We start from the raw sequence: 21844 nt of genomic DNA, 5'->3' as shown, positions 1-21844 counted from the left end.
TTTTCTTACCCGATCCCTTCCCGTCGACACCCACAGAACTGAAACTTGTTCCCCCGAACGCGGCGGTACCCCGCCCCTTTCCGGCTCATTCGATGAGGCCGTTGGCCCGCTCGAACAGCTCCAGGGTGATGGCGTGCAGGAAGTCACCGATCTGCTTGGGCGCCTTACCGGCGAACGCGCGCGCGTAGGTGCCCTCGAGGACGATGCCCAGCTTGAAGCACGCGAGCACCGTGTACCAGGTCATGGCGCTCAGATCCCGGTCGGAGAACCGGGCGTAGTGGGCGATCATCTCTTCCGCGGTGGGCAGACCACCCGCCGCGCCGAGGGCGCCGATGAGAGCCGCCCCCGTGGTACCGGGTTCGGGACGGGTCGCGATCTGCCAACCCAGATCCAGCAGGGGGTCGCCGATGGTCGACATCTCCCAGTCCACCAGGGCCGCCACCTCGGGACCTTCGTAGGAGAACATGACATTGGCCAGGTGACAGTCACCGTGCAGGATGCCGGGCTTCCACCGGGTCGGACGGTTGCGTTCCAGCCAGTCCGCCACCCGTTCCAATCCGTCGATCCGCGGTCCGGGGTAGCCCTCGTTGGACGAGTACGACTCGAGTTCGCTCATCCAACGACCCACCTGCCGTTCCAGGAAGCCTTCCGGTTTGCCGTAGTCGGACAGGCCGAGCTCCCGATAGTCGAGGGAGCCGAGTCGGGCGATGGCCTCCACGGCCGACAACCCCATCCGCCTGCGGATCTCCGGGTCGCCGGCATGTAGTTCGGGCAATTCGTTCTGCGGGTTGAATCCGACGATCGGTTCCATCAGGTAGAACACCGCGCCGCCGAGCACCGTTTCGTCGGCACAGGCGGCGATCACCCGGGGCGCGCGGACGTCGGTGTCGTTCAGCGCCCCCAACAGCCGCGCCTCGCGACGAATGACATCGTTGCTCTTGGGGCGCAGGTGCGCGGGACCGCGCCGCAATACGTATTCCCGGCCGCCGCGGCGGAAGCGCAGCATGATGTTCTGGGTTCCGCCGCCGAGCGCTGTCACCTCCTCGAATTCACCGGTGGTGAGCCCCTGCTCTTCCATCCATTTCCCGACCACCGTGAAGTCGACCAGATCACGATCCACGCCGACCGGCTGCGCAACAGACATGCTCCACATTCTGCACGACATGGTCGGTAAAACTGAAGGCGGCCGACGCCAGTTCATTCTCGTCCTACGGCGTAGTGTTCATCGACTGTGGATGCAGCACCAGGACCCGGCCGCGGGCCTTCCGGGCGGCTGCGGCTGCGGCAGCATGTGATCGAGCGGGCCGTCGATACCGAGGCCGCCTTCCTCCGCCTGTACCGGACGTCACCGACGGCCTTCTGGCTCGACAGCGAACGGATCGAACCCGGACTCGACCGGTTCTCCTTCCTCGGTGACGCCGGTGGGCCGCTGGCCGAGGTGGTGCGCTACCGCGTCGGCACGGGAAGCGTCACCGTGACCCCCAGCGACGGCCATCCCTACGAGGTACCGGGCACCGTCCTCGACTACCTGGCCGAACAGCTGCGCGTCCGCCACACTCCGCTCCCCGATCTGCCGTTCGATTTCGCCGGTGGCTACGTCGGTTATCTCGGCTACGAGATCAAGGCCGACTGCGGCGCGACGGCCGCGCATCGGGCGCCCATGCCGGACGCCCAGTGGATCTTCGCCGACCGGTTGATCGTGGTCGACCACGCCGCCGGCCGCACCCACCTGCTCACCTTGACCCACCCGGGAACCGCGAGCGACCGGGCGGGGGCGCTGTGGCTGCGCACCACCGCCGAGATCCTGGAAACCCTGCCAACCTGGACGAACCCCCCACCGCTGCACATCGACCCCGATCCCACCGCGGTGGCCGCCCTGTTGGGGCGCGGACGCGAACGGTATCTGGCCGATATCCGCGTCTGTCAGGAGAAACTGCGCGCCGGCGAATCGTACGAGATCTGCCTGACCGACCAGGTGAGCCTTCCGGCGACCACCGACGCCCTCGACTGCTATCGCGTACTGCGCCGGTGCAACCCGGCGCCGTATGCCGCCTACCTGCGGTTCGACGATCTGTACATCGCCTGTTCGTCACCGGAGCGGTTCCTGAAGATCGACCGCTCCCGCGTCGTGGAGACCAAACCCATCAAGGGCACCGCTGCCCGCGGCGGCGATCCGATCGAGGACGAACGGCTGCGTCGCGGCCTCGTCGAAGACCCCAAAACCCGGGCCGAGAACCTGATGATCGTCGATCTGCTGCGCAACGATCTGGGCCGGGTCTGCGAGATCGGCAGCGTCCGGGTCCCGGCGCTCATGGTCACCGAAACCTATTCGACGCTGCATCAGCTGGTGTCCACGGTCCGGGGCACCCTGCGCGCCGACACCGACGCCGTCGACTGTCTGCGCGCGTGCTTCCCGGGAGGCTCCATGACCGGCGCCCCCAAACTGCGCACCATGCGGATCATCGACGAACTGGAGACCCAGGCGCGCGGCGTGTATTCCGGAACGATCGGTTTCCTCGGCCTCGGCGGCACCGCCGATCTCAATATCGTCATCCGCACCGCGGTGCGCTACGGCGACCGCTGGCAGATCGGCGCGGGCGGGGCCATCGTCCTCGACTCCGACCCCGAGGACGAGTACGCCGAGATGGTACTCAAGGCCGGAGCGGCCCTACGCGCGGTACTTCCGGAGCCGCCTGTCGTGGTCCCACCACATACGGCGGGCGTCGCGGTCTCCCCGGGGCTCGGCTGAGCGACCGGCGAATTCGACCGGCCCCCATCCCCGCGACCCGATGTCGATGGGGCGGACACCGCCGGCCCATACGGCGTGTCGGCGGCGCATGGCATAGTTCGACTGCGATGGAACTCAGCAAGGGCGCGAACGCGCCGGTACCGATATCTCTTCTGGCCGTAGTTGTTTCGTGGCGGTCGGGGCCCACGGTGGACGCGCATGCACTGCTGCTCGGACCCGAGGGGACGGTGCGCACCGATCGGGACCTGGTCTTCTACAACGCGCCCCGACACCTGTCCCAGGCGGTGGTCCTCGACCAGGCGCCCGCTTCGGGAACGGCCCGGTTGAGTGTTTCGCTACCGCGCACCGAAGCGGGGGTGGAACGCATCGTGATCTCCGGTTCCCTGGACGAGGGAACCTTCGCCGACCTGTCCGGGCTCCGACTGACCATATCGGGTGTCGACGGACCGATCGTCGAATTCGCCGTCACGGAACCGGACCCGGTATCCGCCATGATGCTCGGTGAGTTCTACCGGCGCGACGGAGGCTGGCGGTTCCGCGCCATCGCCCAGGGCTGGGCCACCGGGATGGCCGGCCTCGTCACCGAATTCGGTGTCCGGCTCGAGGACGACGACACCACCACCGCCGTCGGACCCGATGCCACGGACCAACGGACCCGGGTTCACGCCGATCCCGGCGACGGCGTGACGGTAGCCGTGCCCCGGCGCCCCGCGGCCGGGCGCATCCCGAACGGCACCGCCCGAGCGAACGGGGAAGCACACCCCGGCGTGGCCAACTATCGTCTGGACGAGCGGTCGAGCGACGCGCCGGCGACCCCCGCCCCCACCGCCCCGTCCGGCGACGACACCACCGAGCCGAATGCGACCCGCCGGATATCGGGCACGGTCACCCTCCGTCGGCTCACCGTGCCCGAGCTCGCGCCCACCCCGGCACCACCGCCGAATCCCGAGCGAGCCGACTGGCATCGGGATCCCGACGATCCCGCCCGGCTGCGCTGGTGGGACGGCGAGCGCTGGACGACCGACACCCGCCCCGCGGTGCCGGCCCACCCGCACGACTGTCCCCGGTGCGGCACCCGGCTGCGGCGTCGAATCCTCGGCGGCCACCATCCGTGCCGGGTGTGCGCGCAGGAGATCGAGGAGTTCCTCACCCATTGGCACACCCGCGCCTGGCGAGTGCTCACCCGATCCGGGCCGCGCGGCGCCGAATGGGACCAGCTGTGGGCCTCACTGCGCTACCAGCGCATCGAGGAATCCGCCGCCCGCGCCACGCTCCAGCCCCACGCCCTGAGTTATGTGGAGCGACGGGTGGCGTTCGCCTTCGCCGACGGACAGATAACGACCGAGGAATACGACGATTTCGAACACGCGATCGCCGAACTCGGCCTGTCCGGGCCCCTGATCGACGAACTGCGGGCCCGTATGCGGCGCGGTCATACCCTGACCCGGTTGCGGGCCGGGGACCTCCCCACCGTCCGCGTCCCGAATCTCCACCTGGACGCCGAGGAACTGGTCTATCTCGACGTCGACGCGACGCAGGTCCGGCAGCTCGCCAAGGGCCCTCGGTTGTTCGAGGGCAGGCTGATCGTCAGCAACAAGAAGCTCCGGTTCGTCGGTAACGGTTCGGGAATCGAGCTGGCCTGGTCGCGCATCGTGTCGGTGGCCGTGGAGCGGGGCACCGTCGTCGTATCCGCCACCTCGGCCCGCGGTGGCGCGACACTCGCCGTCGCCGACCCGGAGCAGGTGGCCGCCACCATCGAGGGCGCCCTGCGGGTCGCGAAACGTCTCACCCTCGCCCCCGGCCAACGCGACAGCCGCAGTATCCCGCAGGAGGTGAAGGCCGAGGTGTGGCAACGCGACGGCGGACGCTGTGTGGAATGCGGATCGAGCCACTACCTGGAGTTCGACCACATCATTCCGCTCAGCCGCGGCGGCGCCACCAGCGCGGCGAACCTGCAGATCCTGTGCCGGGGCTGCAATCGGGCCAAAGGCGCCAATATCTGAGGACGGGTCCGGTGGCTACCGGGTCAACGGCGGCGGATACCACTGGACCTCGAGCGCCTCGCGTTTCGGGGCATACAGGCGCAGCAGCAGCGAAAACGGGCCGGTCTGCGGAATGGGCAGCCAGTTACCGGCCGGCACCGACGGTACCGGATCGGCGTATTGGACGGCGAGTTCGACCGACCCGTCAGGAGCGGGTTGCACCGTCCTCGGATACCCGACGGAGTAGATGTTCGCCGGGTTCGCGACCAGGAAACCCTGGCTGTCGTAGGCGGTCATCGACCAGAACGCATCCACCGGCGGAGTCTGTCCCGGTACGAAGCGCAACCGGAACGGGATGGATTCCCCCTTCTCGTCGGCTCTGTCGAACAGCGCCATGTACAGCACTTCCTCCGAGATATTCGCGCCGAGGGCATGCCACGCGGTGGTCGCGCGCAGCAGGTAGTTGGTGCCGTAGCTCCCGATCCGGGTGTCGATGACCCAGCCGTTGCGCTGTTGGGTGCCCGGGTCCACATAGGCGGCGATACGCCGGCGAGCGGCGTCCGCGCCCGCCTGCAACTCGTTGGTCGAGATACCCTGCGGTCCCCCACCCGGCCGGATACCGATGGTGGCGAACCGTTGTAACGCCGGCTCGTCCGCGGCGGTGGGAGGGTTGCGTTCCATCAGATCGCACATCCGCTCGAAGAAGTCGCGGGCGTACATCTTCTCGAGCTCCACCGCGGGCGCCCGGGAGAACACCCGCGGGGTCGGGATATCGAGTCCCGTATCGCCCGCCGAATCCCATTCGCTCAGCGGAGCCAACCGCATTTCGTCCTGGATGGCCCGGACGGCGGGCACATCGGACTCGCCATTGACCTCGATACCCCCGATGAACCACGCGTCGGGTGTGCCGACCGGTAGGGGGACCACCCCCTCCGGCAGCGTTCCCGACCACCCGGGCCCGATGGCGGCATAGGTGTAGGGCGGGGTACTACCGGGCGGTACTCGCGGGCGCACACTGGTGGGGCTGTGGGCGGTATTGGTCCAGGCATCCACCAGCTGGGTCATCCAGTACCGTCCGGATTCGACCTCCGGCATCCGGTACAGCACCGGCTCGCGCCGCAGGTCCAGCCACGCCGTGGAGTACAGGGTGTCGACGTCGACGCGGATCACCCCGCGCAATTCCGAGTTGGGCAGGGAATCGGCGTGTCGGAGACGGTTGACCGGCGCCGCCGCGATGTTCAGGGACCGCAGCACATCGAGCAGGACCAGCGGGTACCCGAAGATATAGGCGTCGGTGGCCACCCGCCTCCGGCCGGCGGCCGTACCCGGAGGGGCGATATCGGCCTCACCACCGTCACCACCGTCACCACCGTCACCGCCGTCGCCGCAGGCGGCGAGGCCCGCACCGGCCGCCAGCAAACCCAGGGCGGCACGTCGGGTGATCGGATGCCGGGTGGATACCGACCCCCACGTGGGAGAGTCGTCCGCGGGCCCGCGCACGCTGTCGCCCATCCCGTTCTCCCTGCTCTTGACTACCGCTCGGACGGACCGCAAGACTCGCCAGGATTATAGCTGCGCGGTAGCCGGAAGCGGCCGGACCGGGCAGAGCAGGGCGACCGCGCGGGATTCAGATCCCGATCACGGCGTTCATGATGGTGCCCGCGCTGGTGGCGACCACGCCGCCGATCATGGCGCCGGCCACCATCTTCGGCGAGTCTCCCCCATTGCCGGACCATTTCTCCCAGGCGAACTTACCGCCGGCGTAGATGATGCTGGTGACGCCCGACATCATGGCCAACCAGGTCGCGTACCGGATGAACTGCATGGCCTTGTCGGCCAGTGGCGGCGGCTCCGGAGTGGGGTCCTCGAGTTGCGCGAGTATCGTGACGGTGTCCACGACCGCTGCCGACATACTGCTCACGTCCGATTCCTCTCCGGTACCACCTACCCCGCACCCGGCACCGACTGCGGTTGCGTCCCGGTCGGATTCGCCGCCGGACACGGGTACGAACGGAACCCGGGCGACCCGGAGCCCCGCCCCCCATCATCCCGATCGTCGCACCCCGGACGCAAGTAGTTGCCCCACAGCGGATTTCGCGCTATATGACCTGTTCGGAAATATTCACACCCGGGCATGGCTACTGCTTCGCGCTCGACCCCGACTACGATTCGGTAGCGTTCACGCCCCACCCGAAACAGAGTGAGCCGCGAGATGATACTGGCCGCCGTTACCGACACGCTGGCGCAAATCGGCAATCCCACCCCCGAAGCGCCCCCCATCTCCGATAAGTTTCTCCAGCTCGTCCGGTATCTGACCTGGTTCGTCCTGCTGTCGGGTATCTGCGCGATCATCTACGCGGGCGGCAAGTTCGCCTGGGAGAAGTGGACCGGCGGCGGCCTGGAATCACCGAAGATGGTGGCCGGCGCCATGATCGGCGGCGTGGTCGCCACCAGCGCGGGCACCATCATGAACGCCGTCATCGGTTGATCCGCCGAGCCGGTTGATCCATCGAGACATCGACGAGCAGCTATCGAAAATCTGTTCGAATTCGGGTATGGTCTGTCCATGCCCGAACTCGCGCCCCTCCCGTTCGCTCGGTTGAACCTCGAACAGGTGCGGGAAAGACTGCTCGCCGCAGCGGCATTCGGCGAATCGCTGTCCCCGGATCAGCTGGAGTCCCTGGCCCACAAGATCAGTGAGGGCCTGCGGATCTATGTCCAGGCCACCCAGAACGCCGGCGCGCCGGCCGGGCGCGGCCCCGCCCTCCGCGGCCGCGCCTGCCTGGACTACCGCGGCCGCGGGGCCTGATCGCCGAGATCTCGGCCCGTTTCGGCCGAGGGTTTCGCGACCGTGCCGTCCACCGGCTCGGTGACCAGCGCGAATTCGCCTCGATGTCGAACCGTCCCATGCGCCACCGCATCCTCGACGAGCTCGACGGCGCGTAGCCGTCGGCGGATCATGGGATCGGCGCGCAGATCGCGGTACAGCGCCACGCACATGGCCCCCATCACGATCAGGAAAGGCAACGACACCACTGTGGTGAGGGCCTGCAATCCGGTGAGCGCACCCGCGAGATCCGCCGAATCGGCGATCACCAACATGATCGCCGCAACCGCTCCGGTGGCGACCCCCCAGAAGGCCACCGTTGTCCGGGAGGGTTCGATACTGCCGCGTTCGGACAGCGTCCCCATCACGATCGAGGCGGCATCCGCGCCGGAGACGAAGAAGATCCCCACCAGAACCATCACCAGCACGGTCGTCACCGTCGCGATCGGATAGTGGTCGAGTAGGTGAAACAGGGCGAAATCTTCGTTCACCGTGCCGTCCGGTTCGGTCAGATCACCGGTTTCGGCCTGCTGCCGAATGCCCGCGCCCCCGAAGATCACGAACCAGACCAGGCTGACCAGGCTCGGCACCAGCAACACCCCGGTGACGAACTGGCGGATGGTGCGCCCCCGGCTGATACGGGCGATGAACATGCCCACGAAAGGTGTCCAGGAAATCCACCAGGCCCAGTAGAAGATGGTCCAGGTCGACAGCCAGCGCTGTGTCTCCGCCTCACCGCTGACCCCGGTCCGGGAGGCCATGGTGTGCAGATCGCCCAGGTAGTCGCCGATGGCGGCGGGAAGGAAATCGAGCATCACCAGGGTCGGGCCGGCCACGAACACGAAAAGCGCGAGCAGCAGCGCGAGCACCATGTTGATATTCGACAGCCACTGGATCCCGCGTTCGATCCCGGACACCGCGGACACGATGAACGCCAGGGTGAGCCCCGCGATGATAACCACCAGACCGAGCTTGCCGATCGCGTCGGACCAGCCGTTGAACTCCAGACCGGAACCGATCTGCAACGCCCCCAACCCCAGTGATGCCGCCGAACCGAACAGCGTCGCGAAGATCGCCATCATATCGATGGCCTTACCGACCGGCCCGTTCGAATGCCGGCCCAGGAGCGGCCGGAAGACCGAGGAGATGAGCTGGGAACGGCCCCGCCGGAATGTGCTGTAAGCGATGGCGAGACCCGCCACGGCGTAGATCGCCCACGGATGCAGGGTCCAATGGAACAGGGTGGTCGCCATCGCCACTCGCGCAGCCTCCGGACTGTTCGGGGCGACGGTGTTCGGCGGCGGCTCGACGAAATGCTTCAGCGGTTCGGCCACTCCCCAGAACATCAGGCCGATCCCCATACCGGCGCTGAACATCATCGCGATCCAGGACACGGTGCGAAACTCGGGCTGCTCACCGTCTTCACCGAGGGGGATTCGGCCATAGCGGCCGATCGCCAACCACAGCACGTACCCGACGAAAAAGGTGGCGGCCAGCACGAACAGCCAACCGGTGTCGACGATCACCCACCGCTGTGCGGCGGAGGCGGCGGAGGCGAGGCCCGCTTGATCCACAATGCCCCAGACCACGAAGGCCACGGATCCGATTGCGGTGATACCGAAGACCCATGGATCCGTTCTCCGCGCGAACCGCACCCGTCCGATCGGCACGGATGCTTCCTTGCCCGGTTCATCGGAATCGGTCGACATGGATCCGCGTCCTTTCGGCCGGCACTGCACGTTGAACACGAATACGACGTACCCACGCAAGACCGTACAAGAACACGAGGCACCGACCCCGGATCCCCCGCGGTGAAGTCCATCGACCGGTTCCGCCACCGGCACGGCCGGATTACGGCACCCCTCACCCCGCGCGGTGTCCCGCCCTCCCACCGGCGAGATCGGGTGCGACATCCACCGAGCGCGGCGCGCGGAGGTCCCGCCCACCGTTATCCCGTCGCGGTCGGTGATCAGAGGGCGGACAGGTCGACCTGCCGCCTGGCGTTCGATACCGCGGTCACCACGGAGGTGCCCAATGCCCCGTCGCGGTCGTACAGTACGGCCGTGCCCACGGCGACACCCGCCGTGGCGATATGGTCCTGCGCCAGCAGTCCCAAGGCGGGCCCCTCGGGGTCGCGTATCAGCGTCAACGTCATATCGGCGTTGATATAGCCGATCCCCCGCGTCCCCCAGTTGCACACCATGCTGGTGTTGTCGCCCAGCATCGCGGCCCGCTGGAAACCCGTGGCGGTTTCCCCATCGATCAGTCGCGGCGGCTTCTGCCAGATACATTTGCGTTCGGCGTTCTGATGCTCGGCGAAATCGTGACTCCACCTTCCGTCGGCGCTCCGGAACAATGGCCACGACCCCTTCAAAGGCAGATCCGCGGGTGGAACCGGCAGTTCCTGGTGCGCCTGCCATACCTGCCCGGGTGGCGCTTCCCCTCTCCGCAGGAACACCACCGTGGCCCGGGTGCGCACCTCGTCACGCTGGACGAGGTCGGCGTCCACGACGCAGATCCGTTTCCCTTCTCGAATCACCGCGCTGCGCAGTGTCAGGGGCTCGTCGACCACCGGGCGGAACAGATCCACCGTCAATCGCGCGGGCACGAACTCCGCACACGGGCGGCGGGCTTCCAGCTCACGCGCCAGCAAACCGCATATCGCGGGCCCCCCGACCTGGGTCGGTGACCATCGGGAGATCGCGATGGAGGTGGGCAGGTACTGCTCGCCCCGAACGGTGAAGTATGCCGCCACGGTATCGACTCCTTTCGCGCGGACACTTCAGGATTACAACACGTTCCAGTTCTCCGCCTTCGCAAAGGCTGCCCGAGACCATTGCCCGGACCCCGTCGTCGCGCCTCCTCATATCCCATACCGCTTGCACACCGGATCCACGACGCCGAACCCGCCCCCGAAACGGATCACCCACCCTCTCCATCCGCAATCGACAGGCAATCATCGAATAATCTGCCGATATGGAGCGAAGACACGAGGAAAACCGACCCGAACGCGCCGACCATAGCGAATAAAAGCAGGTTACGGTGGTAGTCGCATGAGCAAGACTGCCGACACCTTCGGAGGACACGCACATGACCACCATGTCGATGCCGCACGTCAGCGAATGTACAGTCAACGACTGTTCCTACAATCACGACGGATGTCACGCCTATGCGATCAGCGTCGCCGGTCACAATGGCAGCGCCGACTGCGCGACGTTCATCCCGATGTCGGTCAAAGGTGGCCTGGACACCGTGACCAGTATGGTCGGGGCCTGCCAACGCGCCGACTGCGTGCACAACCAGGCCCTGGAATGCGCGGCCGGCGAGATCCGCGTCGGTCCGGGCGGCGGGGACCACGCGGCACGCTGTATGACCTACACCCCTCGCTGAGCGACCGAGGAATACGGCCTCGACGACACCGAGATACCGAGCTCGGTGGTCGGGGCCGTTTCGTTCCGCGGGACGGATGAATCACCACCCATCCGGCATCGAGCGTCGATTCGCATCGCCGACCGCCACCACCATCCGTCCCATCGAACCCGGCCCACGACATGCGATCTCACCGTGGTGAGATCGCCATGCACTTTTCCATCGTGAACATCCGGTCCGACGAGTGATCTATCGGTGCCACGGTGGGCGCGCTCCGGCGTCCGTCTCGCCCCTCCCACGGAACGAAACCCTGCACGGGATTCAGCTGGTCGAGATCGGCGAGTCGCATGGTGGACCGGGTCAGCCGGTGCAGATCGACCTCCGTCGGCTCGTCGTAATAGGCCCGCGCCGCCCACAGATGGGCCCGAGCCGCGGTGTACCCGATATATGCGCGGGTATCCCGGCCGGCACCGTTCCACTCGTTCACCGTGACAGCGGCCCGCAGCGGCCGATCGGAATCCCAGATCTGTTCCACCCGGCGCACGAACACCGTATCGATGACGGCACCGGGCAACGGCGCGCCAGTGTTGCGCGCGAAGTCGTCGGCGGCCACCACCGCCTGTGCGGCGAAGGCACGTTCGGCGATATCCCCGACGTGGTTGCGCACCACGTAACCGGCCGCCACGGCCTTCCGCAGGGGGAGGAAACCGTACGGCTTCCGTGATCGGGTCTCCTCCTGCGCCGCCAAAGCGCGCAACGCGTTGGCGGCGAATTCGCCGGACGCGCCCACGGACAACAAGGCGGAGGGGAGTTGGGATCTGGGAATTCTGTTGTCCCACATCATTTTCAGAGCGCAAGCAACCCCCAGTTCGCCGGTGATACCACCGAAGCGGTTGATCTCCTCCCGGAGCGGCGACTGTCGAGTGCGATGCACCATACGCCACCATTCGAATGTCTCGGCCGGGGAGAACACGGCGGCGATACCCGCCCGTGTCTCGCGTATCTTTTCCTCGGACAGCGGACCGAACTCGGTGATGGCACCGGCGAACCAGGCGGTAACCGGCGAGTTGGTAATGGTACCGAGAGCGGCGGGCCCGGCACCGAACCCGCGCCCACCGGCGCTCACGCCGAGCGCGGCGCCGCCTCTGGCGTATACCGGCCGACTCCGCCACTGTTCCCCCTCGAGAACGGACCGTTTACGAAGCTGCGTATCCGTCGATCGCACGACAACCACCGCCTACACAGCGGACCGTGTCATGACCTCCCTACCACCGAACCGACACCGCTCCAGCCATGTCGCGGCATTTCGCGCGGCCGCACGGCCGATCGAACGATTGTCCGTGGTCGACGAAGAAAACGGGTTACGGTGCGCAAAGCGATCCGAGAGAACGGAACCGGCACCTCTACCCGAGATGGGCGTAATAATTTCGACTTTCCTTCCACGCGAGCACAACTCGAATGTTCTGCGACGGCTTCGTCACTGCGCACGGCCCCTAGGAGGTGACATGCTCATCGTCGAACGATCACACGTCATCTTCCGAGCGGACTCAAGGGTTGCGTTCGGCATGATCTCAAATCGTCATCCCACCGTCGACACTCCCAACACCTCGAAATACCATTTTTCTCAACAACTTTCGATTACGAACACATTCGATCACGACCATTGCCGCGGGATGGGATCGAGGAGAATTCCGCGATTTCCCGCGGCCGGTGCGCCCGATAAGGTTCAGGACAATCTGCGGATGTCTCCCCGCACCCGATAGAACCCGCCCCGCGCGGACTCGGCCACCCCATCGACCACATACCGCGCCCCGGCCTGCCGAATATCACGTGGGAACTGCACATTCCACTCCCGCCGATACCCCGGTGACACGATGTGCACCCGCAACCGTCCGTGCTCCTCCACACATTCGACCACTACCCCGTTCCCGGCATCGGAAACCACCTCCACGGTGCTGCTGGGCATTACGGCTGCGAGTTCGGGGGCTTTGACGGAGACGGTCCGCGGCAGCACACCCCCTTCCGCGTCACGGATGGCCGTATCGCGAACATCCAGGCAGGCCAGGGTGCCATTGGTGGTGACCAGGTACAGCTTCTCGTCGTGGTACTGCATCGAAAACGCCGAACCGCAACCGGTGGCGAGTTTCCAGATCCGCCGCCCATCGGCATCGAAACAGTAGACGGATGAATAGTTGTCCCCGGCGAACACGTATCGACCGTCCGGCGAGGTAGCGCAGGAGTAGACCGCGGCATCGCATCGGAAGGCACGATCCGAACGGCCGTTCTTGTCGAGCATGCGCACTTCCTCGGTCGCGGTGCCCGCGTATACCGCGTTCGCTTCCTGCCAACCGAAGAGCACGGCCCCACCGGTACCCCGGTGCCACCGGTGGTTACCGGTGGCCAGATCGTAGGCGGTGACTCCACCGGAGTGGCCGTGATACACCCGATCGGTATCGATACGCACCATCCAACCCCCGTTACCGTCGCTGCGCCGGGTCCACAGGGATTCCTCCTCGTGATCGATCACGGTGAGCCCGCCCTCCCGGTCGGAGACACCGAGTATCCCGTCGTGGATGTCGAGCCAGTAGATATCCACGTCGGCGGCGATATCGTAGGCCGCCCGCGGCACCTTGCCCGACAGGTCGTAGACGCGACCGTCGTCGCATCCGGCGTAGATCCAGAAATCGTCGGCGACAATGCACTTCACCGCGTCCGGCAGTCGGAAACGGCCGGTGACCTCGCCGGTGGGAGTCAGGGTGAAGACATCGCCGTTCTCGTTGCCCACCCAGCAGCGGTCGGCATCGATGAAGATTCCGAATGCTGCCGCGCCCGAATCGAAGGTCCACAGCACGGGCGCCGAACGGGCGGTGGAGCGGCTGCTGGTGATCGTGCGCCGAGTGACCGGACGCGCCGCCCGCGCCCCCCTCACCGCGGGCGCGTAGCCCTTGCGCAGCTTCTCGCCGATCTTCTTCTGCGCCGCCGCCCGCGCCTTCTCCGGTGTGGCGAAGGAGCTGGTCTTGGTCTGTCCCCGATCACCGATCCGCCCGTATCGGATCGTGACCGCTGTACCGTCCACGACGACCTCGTAGAACTTGTGCGCCGATCCCCCTTCTTCCGACAGCTCGAGATAGGTCGTGGTCGCAATGGTCATATCCGGTCCCGCTCGTCGTTGTTGCGCTTTCACGCGAAAGCTAGCAACGGGCACCGACATTCACGCGGACCGCGAGCGGCGCGGACCCACCGATGGCCACGGCGGGTTCATCGTTCGATGATCCGCAGCGCACCCCCGAGTCCGAGAAAAGCGGACGGCGTGAGCCCGAACATGGCGCGGAAGGTGTCGCTGAAATGCGACGGTGAGGCGAAACCGGCGTCGACCGCGGCGCGGGTCATATCGTGGCCGGCGGCATAGGCCGTGGCGACCCGCAACATACGTGCCCACTGCACGTAACGGCGGAAACTGGTTCCGGTCTGCTCGGCGAAGGTCCGAAGGAAGTACGAGGTGGACAACCCGACCGCACCGGCCTGCTCGGCCGCGCGCTGCGGCCGGGCGGGATCGCTGCGAATGCGCTCCGCGACGGCCGCGATACGCGCATCCCTGATCACCGGTAACGGCGCGCCGACCAACTCGAGCACGCGGTCGATATCGATCTCGTCCCGTCGGCACAACTCGATCAACTCGGCTTCGTGCCGATGATCCGTCGGGTAGCCGCCGACCGTGCCCGTCATCCCACCCAGGCAGCGCGCAATACGTGCGGAGGTCGGGTCGAAGAAGCAGTACAACATTCGACCATCGCTGTCGACCACGTGATGGGCGACCCGGGCCCGGAACAGAAAACTGCGCGCGAGGATATCCCCATGGTCGGCAACCCGCACCCGAAACGGCGCGTCCACACCGACACCGAGCGAGGCGATGGCGGTGGAGTGCGGCGCCAATCGAGGACTCGGCCCCAGATATACCGCGTGTCCGAGCCGCACCCACAACCGTGCGGCCCCCGTACTCACACCGCACGTTTCCGGAAGTGCCGACCGCGTCACAGGACCGACCATACCGGTAGCGGCCGGCGGGAAACCGGCGCCGGCACCCGAGGCACGCGGTGCCACACCCGACAGGAGGCGCTGATGACGATCGAACACATTCTTTCCCTCGACGCCCGAAGGTTCGAGACCCACGAGGCGACGGTGGACGGTGCCCGATTGCGTTATGTGACGGCGGGGCACGGCGAACCACTGGTCCTTCTCCATGGTTGGCCGGAAGATCATCACGCCTGGACACACCAGATCGGGCCGCTATCCGAGCTACGCCGGGTCATCGTCCCGGATCTGCTCGGTTGGGGCGCATCGGAACGCGACACCCGACTGAGCTGCGACTACGACAGCGAGGTCGAACGCCTCGCTCGTATGCTCGACGCACTGGGCCTGGACCGCGTGGACCTGGCCTGTCACGACTACGGCGGTTTTCTCGGATTGGGCCTGTTGCGCCGATACCCGAACCGGATCAGGCGTTTCGCCATCCTGAATTCCCGGGCCCACCGCACCTTCGCCTTCCGGTACCGGCTGTTGTTCGGGCTCCTCACCACACTCGCCCGGTGCGCGCCGACCCGGTCACTACTGACCGTGCCCGCCATCCACGCGCTCCACCGATGGGGTCTGCGCCCCTACGTCCGCAACGGATCGTTCGATTCCGACCGGCTCGACGACTATCTGGCGATGCTGCGTACCCGCGAAGGACGCCGCTGGTATGCCCACTTCTGGTCGGGCTATCGCGTGCGGGTACGCCCCGAACTCGCCGCCGGCCTACCCGCGGTCGCCTGCCCGACAACCGTGATCTGGGGTACCCGAGACCCCGGCATCTCGGTTCGTACGGCACGAGAACTCGCCGCGAGAATCCCCGACGCGGAACTGGTGCTGCTCGATGCCGACCACTACGTCATGGAACAACGGCCCACCGAAGTCACACAGGCGTTGCTCACATGGTTGCGCCGCCCGCTCGCGGAATCACCCTGAGCTGTGAACGGCAGGAGAACTCGCCCACGATTCGGCCGGCCGCAAGGTTTCCCGCCTACGACCGAAAGCCGCTCTCGATCCATTCACGAATGAAGCAGAGCGGGCAGATGAGGTCGAACGGTGCGGTCGTCATGGCCGGTGACTGCGTGGGTTTCGGGTGGCCCGCCTCCGCGTGGGCCATACCGAACAGAACGTACACCCCCGTTATCGGCGCAAGTTCGGAAATCGTTATCGGGCCAAACGAACTCGATCCCGGAATTGCCCGCCACCGACCACAGCGGGCGAGCGGGGCTTTCGAGAACATGGAACAGCTCTGGTCCGACGACCGGCGGAGAGTGGGCTCGAGATCCGTGATCCCACGGCCCGCTCTCCGGCGCGTTGTTCCTCACCGTCCACGGCCCGTCGATGACGCCTCGGCGTCGGGTATCGAAAGTCCCCGTCGGCGCCCCTACAGGGACGCCGACCACAGGGACGAGAAATGCACCGGATCAGAACGCACTTCCGGTGCGCGGCAGCCAACCGCGGCCCGGGTGCCCCCAGCCGTGGTGGTGGTGGTGGCCCCACCCGTGGTTGCCCCAGAGGCCACCGCGGTTCCACCCACCGTGGCCCCATCCGTGGTGCCCCCACCCGTGGCGACCCCGACCGTGCACGGCCTGGTTCGGTGCGGTATCGGTAACGGCGGGCGCCGGCTCGACCGGCAGCGGCTCTGCACCGGCGGGCGCGATGGCGATTACCGGGCCCAACACGACCGCGGCGGCGGCGAGGCCGGCGATCATGCGACGAGCGCGAACGGATACAGTGGATTGCGACATCGAAACTCCCTGTGGGCCTGTGTTTTCGGCTTGTCTCGAGCGCACCGATCGATGGGCGCCGATTCGATCGGAAATCCGCACGATCAATGGCTCGATATGCCTGGTATCGAGAAAATCTCGACGCCGCTCAATGTACCGTCAAACGACGGCTCGATCAACAGGTTTGTCAAGACCGCTATCAGCCCTGCGCATAGCTCGAACCTCGGCTTCGTATTACGCGGGCACAGTGCGCCCGTTCGCGGCCGACCGAATGATGTCGGGATCTCCACCAGGCCATACCGATGAGCAACGACCTGACGAACACCGGTTCATCGGAGGTGGATTCACCTGTTCACCATCGAGCCCTTCGAAATACTCACCCCCGTCGCCGTCCCATAGTCCTGAAGGAACAACTTCTTCCACTTCGGACCCGTCGGCGCCCACGGCTTTACACGTCATTCGTCACCTCGGAACGGACATGCCGGAAGCAACGACAACCACGCGGGAACCCGACACTTTCCCCGATCGCGCCTTCCCCGTCTCCCTACCCGAACAGAACCTCGGCAGCGGATACACCACAGCCCGCGGCTCGAAGGAGAAAACCCCTATCGCTTTCGCGTCGACTTGTCGGATCCACGGAATCCGAGCCAGGACAGCAGAATCAGGATCAGACAGACAGCGACCAGGGCGGCGCCCAGCCCGACCGAGGGCGTCCGACCCGTGGCGGTCGCGCGCGCGACGACCGGGATCGAACCGTGGTCCTCGCTGTTTCGCGGTTCCCGGACAACAACGGGAAGATCCACGTCGGATTCGCTTCCCGGGCCCTCGGGAGGCTCCCGATCCATATCCTCCGTCTCCTCGAACACCCCACGGATCACTTCGCTCGGTATACGTCGCGCGTCCCCGGTCTCGACCGCTTGCCGACCGGCGGCGGAGACGTCGGATTCCTCCTCGGGTCCCGACCGCAGAGCGGCGAGCTGCTGCTCCAATTGCCGGATACGCGCGTTCTGTTCCTCGATGATGCGAAGGTGCTCGAAGGTGATTTGCTTCCAGTCGGTCACGGCGGCCCATCCTGTGGTCTCGGGGGTGAGATGCGCCCAGGCGAGCGTGTCGGGCTCGATCCACCGGCGAAGGAACTCCCGCAAGGAGCAGCACTGCACATCCAGACCCCGGGTGTGCGCGCGCCGAACGAGGAATCCGGTGTGGGCGTGGTAGTCGTCGGCAGCGTCCGGAGCGAACCCGGATATCCCGAGGGAGGGTAGGTGTTCGACCTCATCACAGTGGTGGGTCAGCCACAAAACTTGGTCATATCCCGCTTCGACGAGCTCATCCGTGCGTTGCCCCGCCTCCTCGGCGGACAGCGGATCGTATTGGACCATCACCGCGTAACGATGTTCGCCACGAGTACCGCTGACGTGCGGGTATCGACTGTCGCCGTATTGCCGCACCGCGACATCGGTCAGACCGTATTCCAGAAACCGATCGCGTAACCAGTACCTCGGACGGTTCCGCTCGTGCCGATTGAGCCGGGGCGAACCGCACAGCCGGTGGCGAAGATATCGGTTGCCATTGCCCCGGCGGTAGACCTGCATGTGACCGTTACACAGTTCACAGCGCAGTCCCCGACGAGACGTCCACAGGGCGAAGGTATCCGGATCGCGGATATCGATGCGAACTCCGTACGGGGCCACCGCATCGGTCATCTTCTTGCCGGGACACTCTTGCCCGTTCCCGTCGGCCATGTCACCTCACCCCCTGAGGCCACCGCGAAAAACCTTCTCTCCGAAGTTAACTCGAGTTCGGGAACCGTTCGGGCGATATGCCGGAATTTCTCCCGACCCGAACCGCCGCACCGTAGCCACCCCTGGTGGTGCGCTATCCGAACTTCCTCCCGCTCCGGCAGCGCTCTTCCGGATCCACCGAGGGCGAGCGTGGAGAACCCGTCGGGCAGGCCCTGAACGAAACATCGGCAAACCTGCCACCATGACGAGGCGACGAGCTTCGCGAAAACGGGCGGCCATGATGGACCGACCGCAGTTTTCGGTATGGCTCGGTGACGAACCCCTCCGCACGTTCTCGATATCGCTCGAGGCCGAGGTGGCCCCTGGGGCGATACGTGCAAAGTCTAAAGCTCAACAAGCGTTGTTCTAGATCAACCGACAGCAACCCTCTCAGCGTTTCCGCTGGTGAGAGGGATTTTGTGGGGCGGGTGGGGCTCGAACCCACGACCAACGGATTATGAGTCCGCGGCTCTAACCGACTGAGCTACCGCCCCCAACCACGACAAGATGCCGCAAGGCCAAGATGGTACCCGGTCGAGGTGTTTACGGCCAGTTGAGTCCTACGGGCGTGGGGCCGCGTCGCACATTAGGGTGGGCCGCGATGCCGACGCCGAGGAGGGTGTGATGTCCGGATTGTTCGTGCGGGTGTTGCGGGCGCATCAGTGGGTGTACGAGAAGAGCGGCGGGCTGGTGGGGCACCGGTTGCTCTTCGGTAATCCGACCTTACTGTTGCGGACGGTGGGCCGGAAGACGGGGCGTCCACGGACCGCGGCACTCACATATGCACGGGATGGGGAGGATTATCTGGTGACGGCCTCGAACGGAGGGGCGCCGCGCCCTCCGGGGTGGTTGGCGAATCTGCGGGCCGAGCCGAAATGCGAGATCCAGGTTGGGCGGCGCACGATTCCGGTGAGTGCACGGGCGACCCTGCCCGATGATCCGGAATACGCGCGCCGCTGGGGCATTGTGGACCAGGTGAATCAGGGCCGATACAGCGAGTATCAGAAGAAGACGACGCGACCCATCGCCGTGGTGGTGTTGACGCCTACAGGCTGATCCGAATCAACCGCGCACGCCGGTCGGACGGCGGTTCGCCCGCACGGGACGCCGACGCGGTTCGTTCACATCTTCGGGAATCCTGCTGGCCAGATGTATGACGGAAGGGACGAGAAGGAGGATTGCGACAACGACAATGGCGGTAATCACACGGGAACATTAGCCGCATGAAAATGGTTGTGCACCACTGAAATATGAATGGTTCACATGTCACAACCCGCAAAGGCGATCACTGTGCGGAAGCGGAATATATTGACCGGCCGGAATTCTCGGACGTCCGACCATCCACCTCTCGCCACCGCCACCGCAGCCGCCTCCTCCACCGCAGCCGAAACCGCCCGAACCACCATCGAAGCCGCTCCCGTCGGCACCGACCCACTGCCACCGGCCCACCGACCCGCCGCACCGGAGCTTCGATATCGGCGGCCGCGCCGGCGTGACTTCGACCGGTCGACGGTGGTCACCGCGACGACGACGATCGCGACGATGAGAACGATCGGCGCCAGAACGAAGGCGGCCGTCACGATGGGTAATTCCATCCACCCGCGGTAACGACGAATACCCCTGGACCGAAGGCATATCGACTTCGACTCCCGCGGATCGGTGAAACGCCACGGGAACGGAAACGACTCCGCCGGACCGAGCGATGACCGCGACGTACCGGGCGGAACGGGGCGGAGTCCGACGTCACGCGATGGGCCGCCGGCCCCGCCCCGAGGAGCGGATGCTCAGCGCATCAGCCGCCGGGCGAACCTGGTGCCGAACAGGGTCTGAATCGTCTTCTCCATGGTCTTGACGATGTCGGGACCGTACGGGTACCAGATCTGTTCCTTCTTCAGCTTCCACCGGTCCAACAGGATCGGCTGGGGGTGGGTGTAGCCGCGCAATGCCTCCCGACCGTTGACCTGACCGAGCCCGCTGTCCTTGCGTCCCCCGAACGGGGCCTCCGGCACGCCGTAGATCACCGACGCGTCGTTGTGGACGACCGAACCGGTTTTCAGCTGTTTGGCGATGCGGATGGCCTTGGCGGTGTCCTTGGTGAACACGCTGCCACTGAGCCCGTACTTGCAGTCGTTGGCCATCCGGATCGCCTCGTCCTCGTCCTTGACGCGCATAATGGCGACCACCGGACCGAAGGTCTCCTCCCGCATGAGATCCATATCGTGGGTGACGTCCACGACCACGGTCGGTTTGAAGAACACGCCGCGTTCGGTATCGGGTTCGCCGCCGACCAGAATGGTGGCGCCCTTGGCCTTGGCGTCCTCGACGTGGCGGGCGACGATATCCAGTTGCCGGTCCCAGAACAACGGGCCCACGTCGTCGCCGGGGGCGTTGCCGTAGGTCACCTCCTGCGCCCGTTTGCGCACCTGTTCGATGAATTCGTCGGCAATGCTGTCGACCACATAGATGCGTTCCACACCAACGCACACCTGGCCGCTGTTGAACATGGACAGATACACCGCGCCGAGCGAGGCGCGTTCGAGGTCGGCGTCGGCGCAGACGATCATGGCATCCTTGCCGCCGAGTTCGAGGGTGCACGGGACGAGTCGCTGTGCGCAGGCGGCGGCGATCTTCTTACCGGTACCCACGCTGCCGGTGAAGGAGATCTTGTCGATATCGCCGTTCACCAGGGCGGCTCCGGTCTCGCCGTCACCGTGCACGACCTGGAGCACATCCTGCGGAACGCCTGCTTCGTGCAGCACTTTCGCCGCCCATTCACCCGAGCGGGGGCTGACCTCCGACGGTTTGAGTATTACGGAGTTGCCCGCCAACAGCGCCTGGACGACCGGATTGAGCGACAGGACGAAGGGGCCGTTCCACGGGGTGATCACGCCGACCACACCCAAGGGCTGGTAGTTGATCACCAGCTTCTTGAGCGGCATGAGGTAGCCGTGCATCCGCCGCTTCTCATCGGAGAGGTCCTTGACCGCCCGACCGCTCCAATAGTTCAGGAAGTCGCAGGACGGCACGATTTCCACGGCCAGCGCCTCGACCCGCGGTTTGCCGGTTTCCTGCTGCACGGTGGCCACGATGTCGTCGCGGTGGGCGATCATCACCTCGACGGCCTTGCGCACGATCGCCGCCCGCTCCGCGACGGGCCGGGCCGCCCAGCCGGGTTGCGCGGCGCGGGCACGGGCGATGGCCGCTTTCACGTCGTCGGCGGTGCCGACCTCGATCTCGCCGATGCGCTCACGGTTCGCCGGATTGCGCAGCTCGAGTCGGCGCCGCCCCTCGGTGGTCGGCTCGAGCTGTTCAACGATGGCCATGGAATTCTCCTCACCCGA

The 21844-nt window shown here is 66.1% G+C and carries 19 protein-coding genes and 1 tRNA gene; 7 read left to right on the top strand and 13 right to left on the bottom strand.

Going from position 1 to position 21844, the window contains the following annotated elements:
* Nucleotides 1-85 precede the first annotated feature (85 nt).
* Nucleotides 86-1153: a phosphotransferase family protein gene (locus ON32_RS07220; RefSeq protein ID WP_083874153.1), complete on the bottom strand. Its 1068-nt coding sequence runs from the start codon at nt 1151-1153 to the stop codon at nt 86-88.
* 78 nt (nt 1154-1231) lie between these two features.
* Here ON32_RS07220 and pabB point away from each other — a divergent pair, with 78 nt between their 5' ends.
* Together pabB and ON32_RS07210 are read left to right on the top strand one after the other, a co-directional pair.
* Complete coding sequence (gene pabB, locus ON32_RS07215) at nt 1232-2749, top strand: aminodeoxychorismate synthase component I (protein ID WP_083874151.1); 1518 nt, start codon at nt 1232-1234, stop codon at nt 2747-2749.
* A gap of 107 nt (nt 2750-2856) precedes the next feature.
* Nucleotides 2857-4752 (top strand): TerD family protein, encoded by a 1896-nt coding sequence (locus ON32_RS07210; protein ID WP_040789737.1) that lies wholly within the window; start codon nt 2857-2859, stop codon nt 4750-4752.
* A 15-nt stretch (nt 4753-4767) separates the two neighbouring features.
* On the opposite strand, the gene ON32_RS07205 is transcribed toward ON32_RS07210, so the two are convergent.
* Entirely contained in the window at nt 4768-6243 is a 1476-nt protein-coding gene (locus tag ON32_RS07205; RefSeq protein ID WP_083874149.1) for a DUF1254 domain-containing protein, read from the bottom strand.
* A gap of 115 nt (nt 6244-6358) precedes the next feature.
* A complete protein-coding gene (locus ON32_RS07200) occupies nt 6359-6643 on the bottom strand; it encodes a hypothetical protein (RefSeq protein WP_174361607.1) in 285 nt (94 codons plus the stop codon).
* Nucleotides 6644-6943: 300 nt separating this feature from the next.
* Here ON32_RS07200 and ON32_RS07195 point away from each other — a divergent pair, with 300 nt between their 5' ends.
* Together ON32_RS07195 and ON32_RS07190 are read left to right on the top strand one after the other, a co-directional pair.
* Nucleotides 6944-7219 (top strand): hypothetical protein, encoded by a 276-nt coding sequence (locus ON32_RS07195; RefSeq protein WP_040789873.1) that lies wholly within the window; start codon nt 6944-6946, stop codon nt 7217-7219.
* A gap of 78 nt (nt 7220-7297) precedes the next feature.
* The gene (locus tag ON32_RS07190; RefSeq protein ID WP_040789735.1) at nt 7298-7540 is read left to right on the top strand and encodes a DUF6374 family protein; all 243 of its coding nucleotides are present in this window, start codon (nt 7298-7300) and stop codon (nt 7538-7540) included.
* On the opposite strand, the gene ON32_RS07185 is transcribed toward ON32_RS07190, so the two are convergent.
* Complete coding sequence (locus tag ON32_RS07185) at nt 7519-9267, bottom strand: BCCT family transporter (protein ID WP_083874148.1); 1749 nt, start codon at nt 9265-9267, stop codon at nt 7519-7521. The genes ON32_RS07190 and ON32_RS07185 overlap by 22 nt on opposite strands.
* Before the next feature lie 260 nt (nt 9268-9527).
* Nucleotides 9528-10313, bottom strand: a complete 786-nt coding sequence (locus ON32_RS07180) for a thioesterase family protein (protein ID WP_040789732.1) — start codon at nt 10311-10313, stop codon at nt 9528-9530.
* 335 nt (nt 10314-10648) lie between these two features.
* Here ON32_RS07180 and ON32_RS07175 point away from each other — a divergent pair, with 335 nt between their 5' ends.
* Nucleotides 10649-10948, top strand: a complete 300-nt coding sequence (locus ON32_RS07175; protein ID WP_040789730.1) for a DUF1540 domain-containing protein — start codon at nt 10649-10651, stop codon at nt 10946-10948.
* A 169-nt stretch (nt 10949-11117) separates the two neighbouring features.
* On the opposite strand, the gene ON32_RS07170 is transcribed toward ON32_RS07175, so the two are convergent.
* The 3 genes from ON32_RS07170 to ON32_RS07160 all read right to left on the bottom strand — a co-directional run bounded on the left by ON32_RS07170 (nt 11118) and on the right by ON32_RS07160 (nt 14929).
* A complete protein-coding gene (locus ON32_RS07170) occupies nt 11118-12152 on the bottom strand; it encodes a hypothetical protein (protein ID WP_157224116.1) in 1035 nt (344 codons plus the stop codon).
* A gap of 501 nt (nt 12153-12653) precedes the next feature.
* Nucleotides 12654-14078 carry a WGR domain-containing protein gene (locus ON32_RS07165; protein WP_040789726.1) on the bottom strand — a complete coding sequence of 475 codons (1425 nt, stop codon included), beginning with the start codon at nt 14076-14078 and terminating at the stop codon, nt 12654-12656.
* Nucleotides 14079-14185: 107 nt separating this feature from the next.
* Nucleotides 14186-14929 (bottom strand): AraC family transcriptional regulator, encoded by a 744-nt coding sequence (locus ON32_RS07160; protein WP_245550854.1) that lies wholly within the window; start codon nt 14927-14929, stop codon nt 14186-14188.
* Nucleotides 14930-15046: 117 nt separating this feature from the next.
* Between ON32_RS07160 and ON32_RS07155 the strand changes: the two genes are divergently transcribed.
* Nucleotides 15047-15931, top strand: a complete 885-nt coding sequence (locus ON32_RS07155; RefSeq protein ID WP_040789724.1) for an alpha/beta fold hydrolase — start codon at nt 15047-15049, stop codon at nt 15929-15931.
* Between the two features lie 488 nt (nt 15932-16419).
* Here the strand turns inward: ON32_RS07155 and ON32_RS07150 are convergent, their stop codons facing one another.
* The 3 genes from ON32_RS07150 to ON32_RS07140 form a co-directional block, all read right to left on the bottom strand.
* Nucleotides 16420-16743: a hypothetical protein gene (locus tag ON32_RS07150; protein ID WP_157224115.1), complete on the bottom strand. Its 324-nt coding sequence runs from the start codon at nt 16741-16743 to the stop codon at nt 16420-16422.
* A gap of 584 nt (nt 16744-17327) precedes the next feature.
* A complete protein-coding gene (locus ON32_RS26935) occupies nt 17328-18464 on the bottom strand; it encodes a hypothetical protein (RefSeq protein ID WP_157224114.1) in 1137 nt (378 codons plus the stop codon).
* 459 nt (nt 18465-18923) lie between these two features.
* Nucleotides 18924-18997: transfer RNA gene (locus ON32_RS07140), tRNA-Ile, on the bottom strand.
* 130 nt (nt 18998-19127) lie between these two features.
* Here ON32_RS07140 and ON32_RS07135 point away from each other — a divergent pair.
* Nucleotides 19128-19559 (top strand): nitroreductase family deazaflavin-dependent oxidoreductase, encoded by a 432-nt coding sequence (locus tag ON32_RS07135; protein WP_040789865.1) that lies wholly within the window; start codon nt 19128-19130, stop codon nt 19557-19559.
* Nucleotides 19560-19762: 203 nt separating this feature from the next.
* Here ON32_RS07135 and ON32_RS29550 read toward each other — a convergent pair whose 3' ends face one another.
* Nucleotides 19763-20098, bottom strand: coding sequence for a hypothetical protein (locus ON32_RS29550; RefSeq protein WP_040789720.1), 336 nt, complete (start codon nt 20096-20098; stop codon nt 19763-19765).
* A gap of 189 nt (nt 20099-20287) precedes the next feature.
* Nucleotides 20288-21826, bottom strand: coding sequence for an aldehyde dehydrogenase family protein (locus tag ON32_RS07125; RefSeq protein WP_040789719.1), 1539 nt, complete (start codon nt 21824-21826; stop codon nt 20288-20290).
* Between the last annotated feature and the right edge of the window lie 18 nt (nt 21827-21844).

The sequence above is a fragment of the Nocardia paucivorans NBRC 100373 genome, assembly GCF_000308675.1.
GTDB lineage: Bacteria > Actinomycetota > Actinomycetes > Mycobacteriales > Mycobacteriaceae > Nocardia > Nocardia paucivorans.
The sequence above is the reverse complement of the archived record's forward strand: the minus strand, read 5'-3'. Positions and strand labels throughout refer to the sequence as shown.

What these genes read in the sequence shown, in the direction of transcription:
- ON32_RS07220 (WP_083874153.1), bottom strand. Translation starts at nt 1,153, where the DNA reads ATGTGGAGCATGTCTGTTGCGCAGCCGGTCGGCGTGGATCGTGATCTG.
- ON32_RS07210 (WP_040789737.1), top strand. Translation starts at nt 2,857, where the DNA reads ATGGAACTCAGCAAGGGCGCGAACGCGCCGGTACCGATATCTCTTCTG.
- ON32_RS07205 (WP_083874149.1), bottom strand. Translation starts at nt 6,243, where the DNA reads ATGGGCGACAGCGTGCGCGGGCCCGCGGACGACTCTCCCACGTGGGGG.
- ON32_RS07200 (WP_174361607.1), bottom strand. Translation starts at nt 6,643, where the DNA reads ATGTCGGCAGCGGTCGTGGACACCGTCACGATACTCGCGCAACTCGAG.
- ON32_RS07195 (WP_040789873.1), top strand. Translation starts at nt 6,944, where the DNA reads ATGATACTGGCCGCCGTTACCGACACGCTGGCGCAAATCGGCAATCCC.
- ON32_RS07190 (WP_040789735.1), top strand. Translation starts at nt 7,298, where the DNA reads ATGCCCGAACTCGCGCCCCTCCCGTTCGCTCGGTTGAACCTCGAACAG.
- ON32_RS07185 (WP_083874148.1), bottom strand. Translation starts at nt 9,267, where the DNA reads ATGTCGACCGATTCCGATGAACCGGGCAAGGAAGCATCCGTGCCGATC.
- ON32_RS07175 (WP_040789730.1), top strand. Translation starts at nt 10,649, where the DNA reads ATGACCACCATGTCGATGCCGCACGTCAGCGAATGTACAGTCAACGAC.
- ON32_RS07165 (WP_040789726.1), bottom strand. Translation starts at nt 14,078, where the DNA reads ATGACCATTGCGACCACGACCTATCTCGAGCTGTCGGAAGAAGGGGGA.
- ON32_RS07155 (WP_040789724.1), top strand. Translation starts at nt 15,047, where the DNA reads ATGACGATCGAACACATTCTTTCCCTCGACGCCCGAAGGTTCGAGACC.
- ON32_RS07150 (WP_157224115.1), bottom strand. Translation starts at nt 16,743, where the DNA reads ATGTCGCAATCCACTGTATCCGTTCGCGCTCGTCGCATGATCGCCGGC.
- ON32_RS26935 (WP_157224114.1), bottom strand. Translation starts at nt 18,464, where the DNA reads ATGGCCGACGGGAACGGGCAAGAGTGTCCCGGCAAGAAGATGACCGAT.
- ON32_RS07135 (WP_040789865.1), top strand. Translation starts at nt 19,128, where the DNA reads ATGTCCGGATTGTTCGTGCGGGTGTTGCGGGCGCATCAGTGGGTGTAC.
- ON32_RS29550 (WP_040789720.1), bottom strand. Translation starts at nt 20,098, where the DNA reads ATGGAATTACCCATCGTGACGGCCGCCTTCGTTCTGGCGCCGATCGTT.
- ON32_RS07125 (WP_040789719.1), bottom strand. Translation starts at nt 21,826, where the DNA reads ATGGCCATCGTTGAACAGCTCGAGCCGACCACCGAGGGGCGGCGCCGA.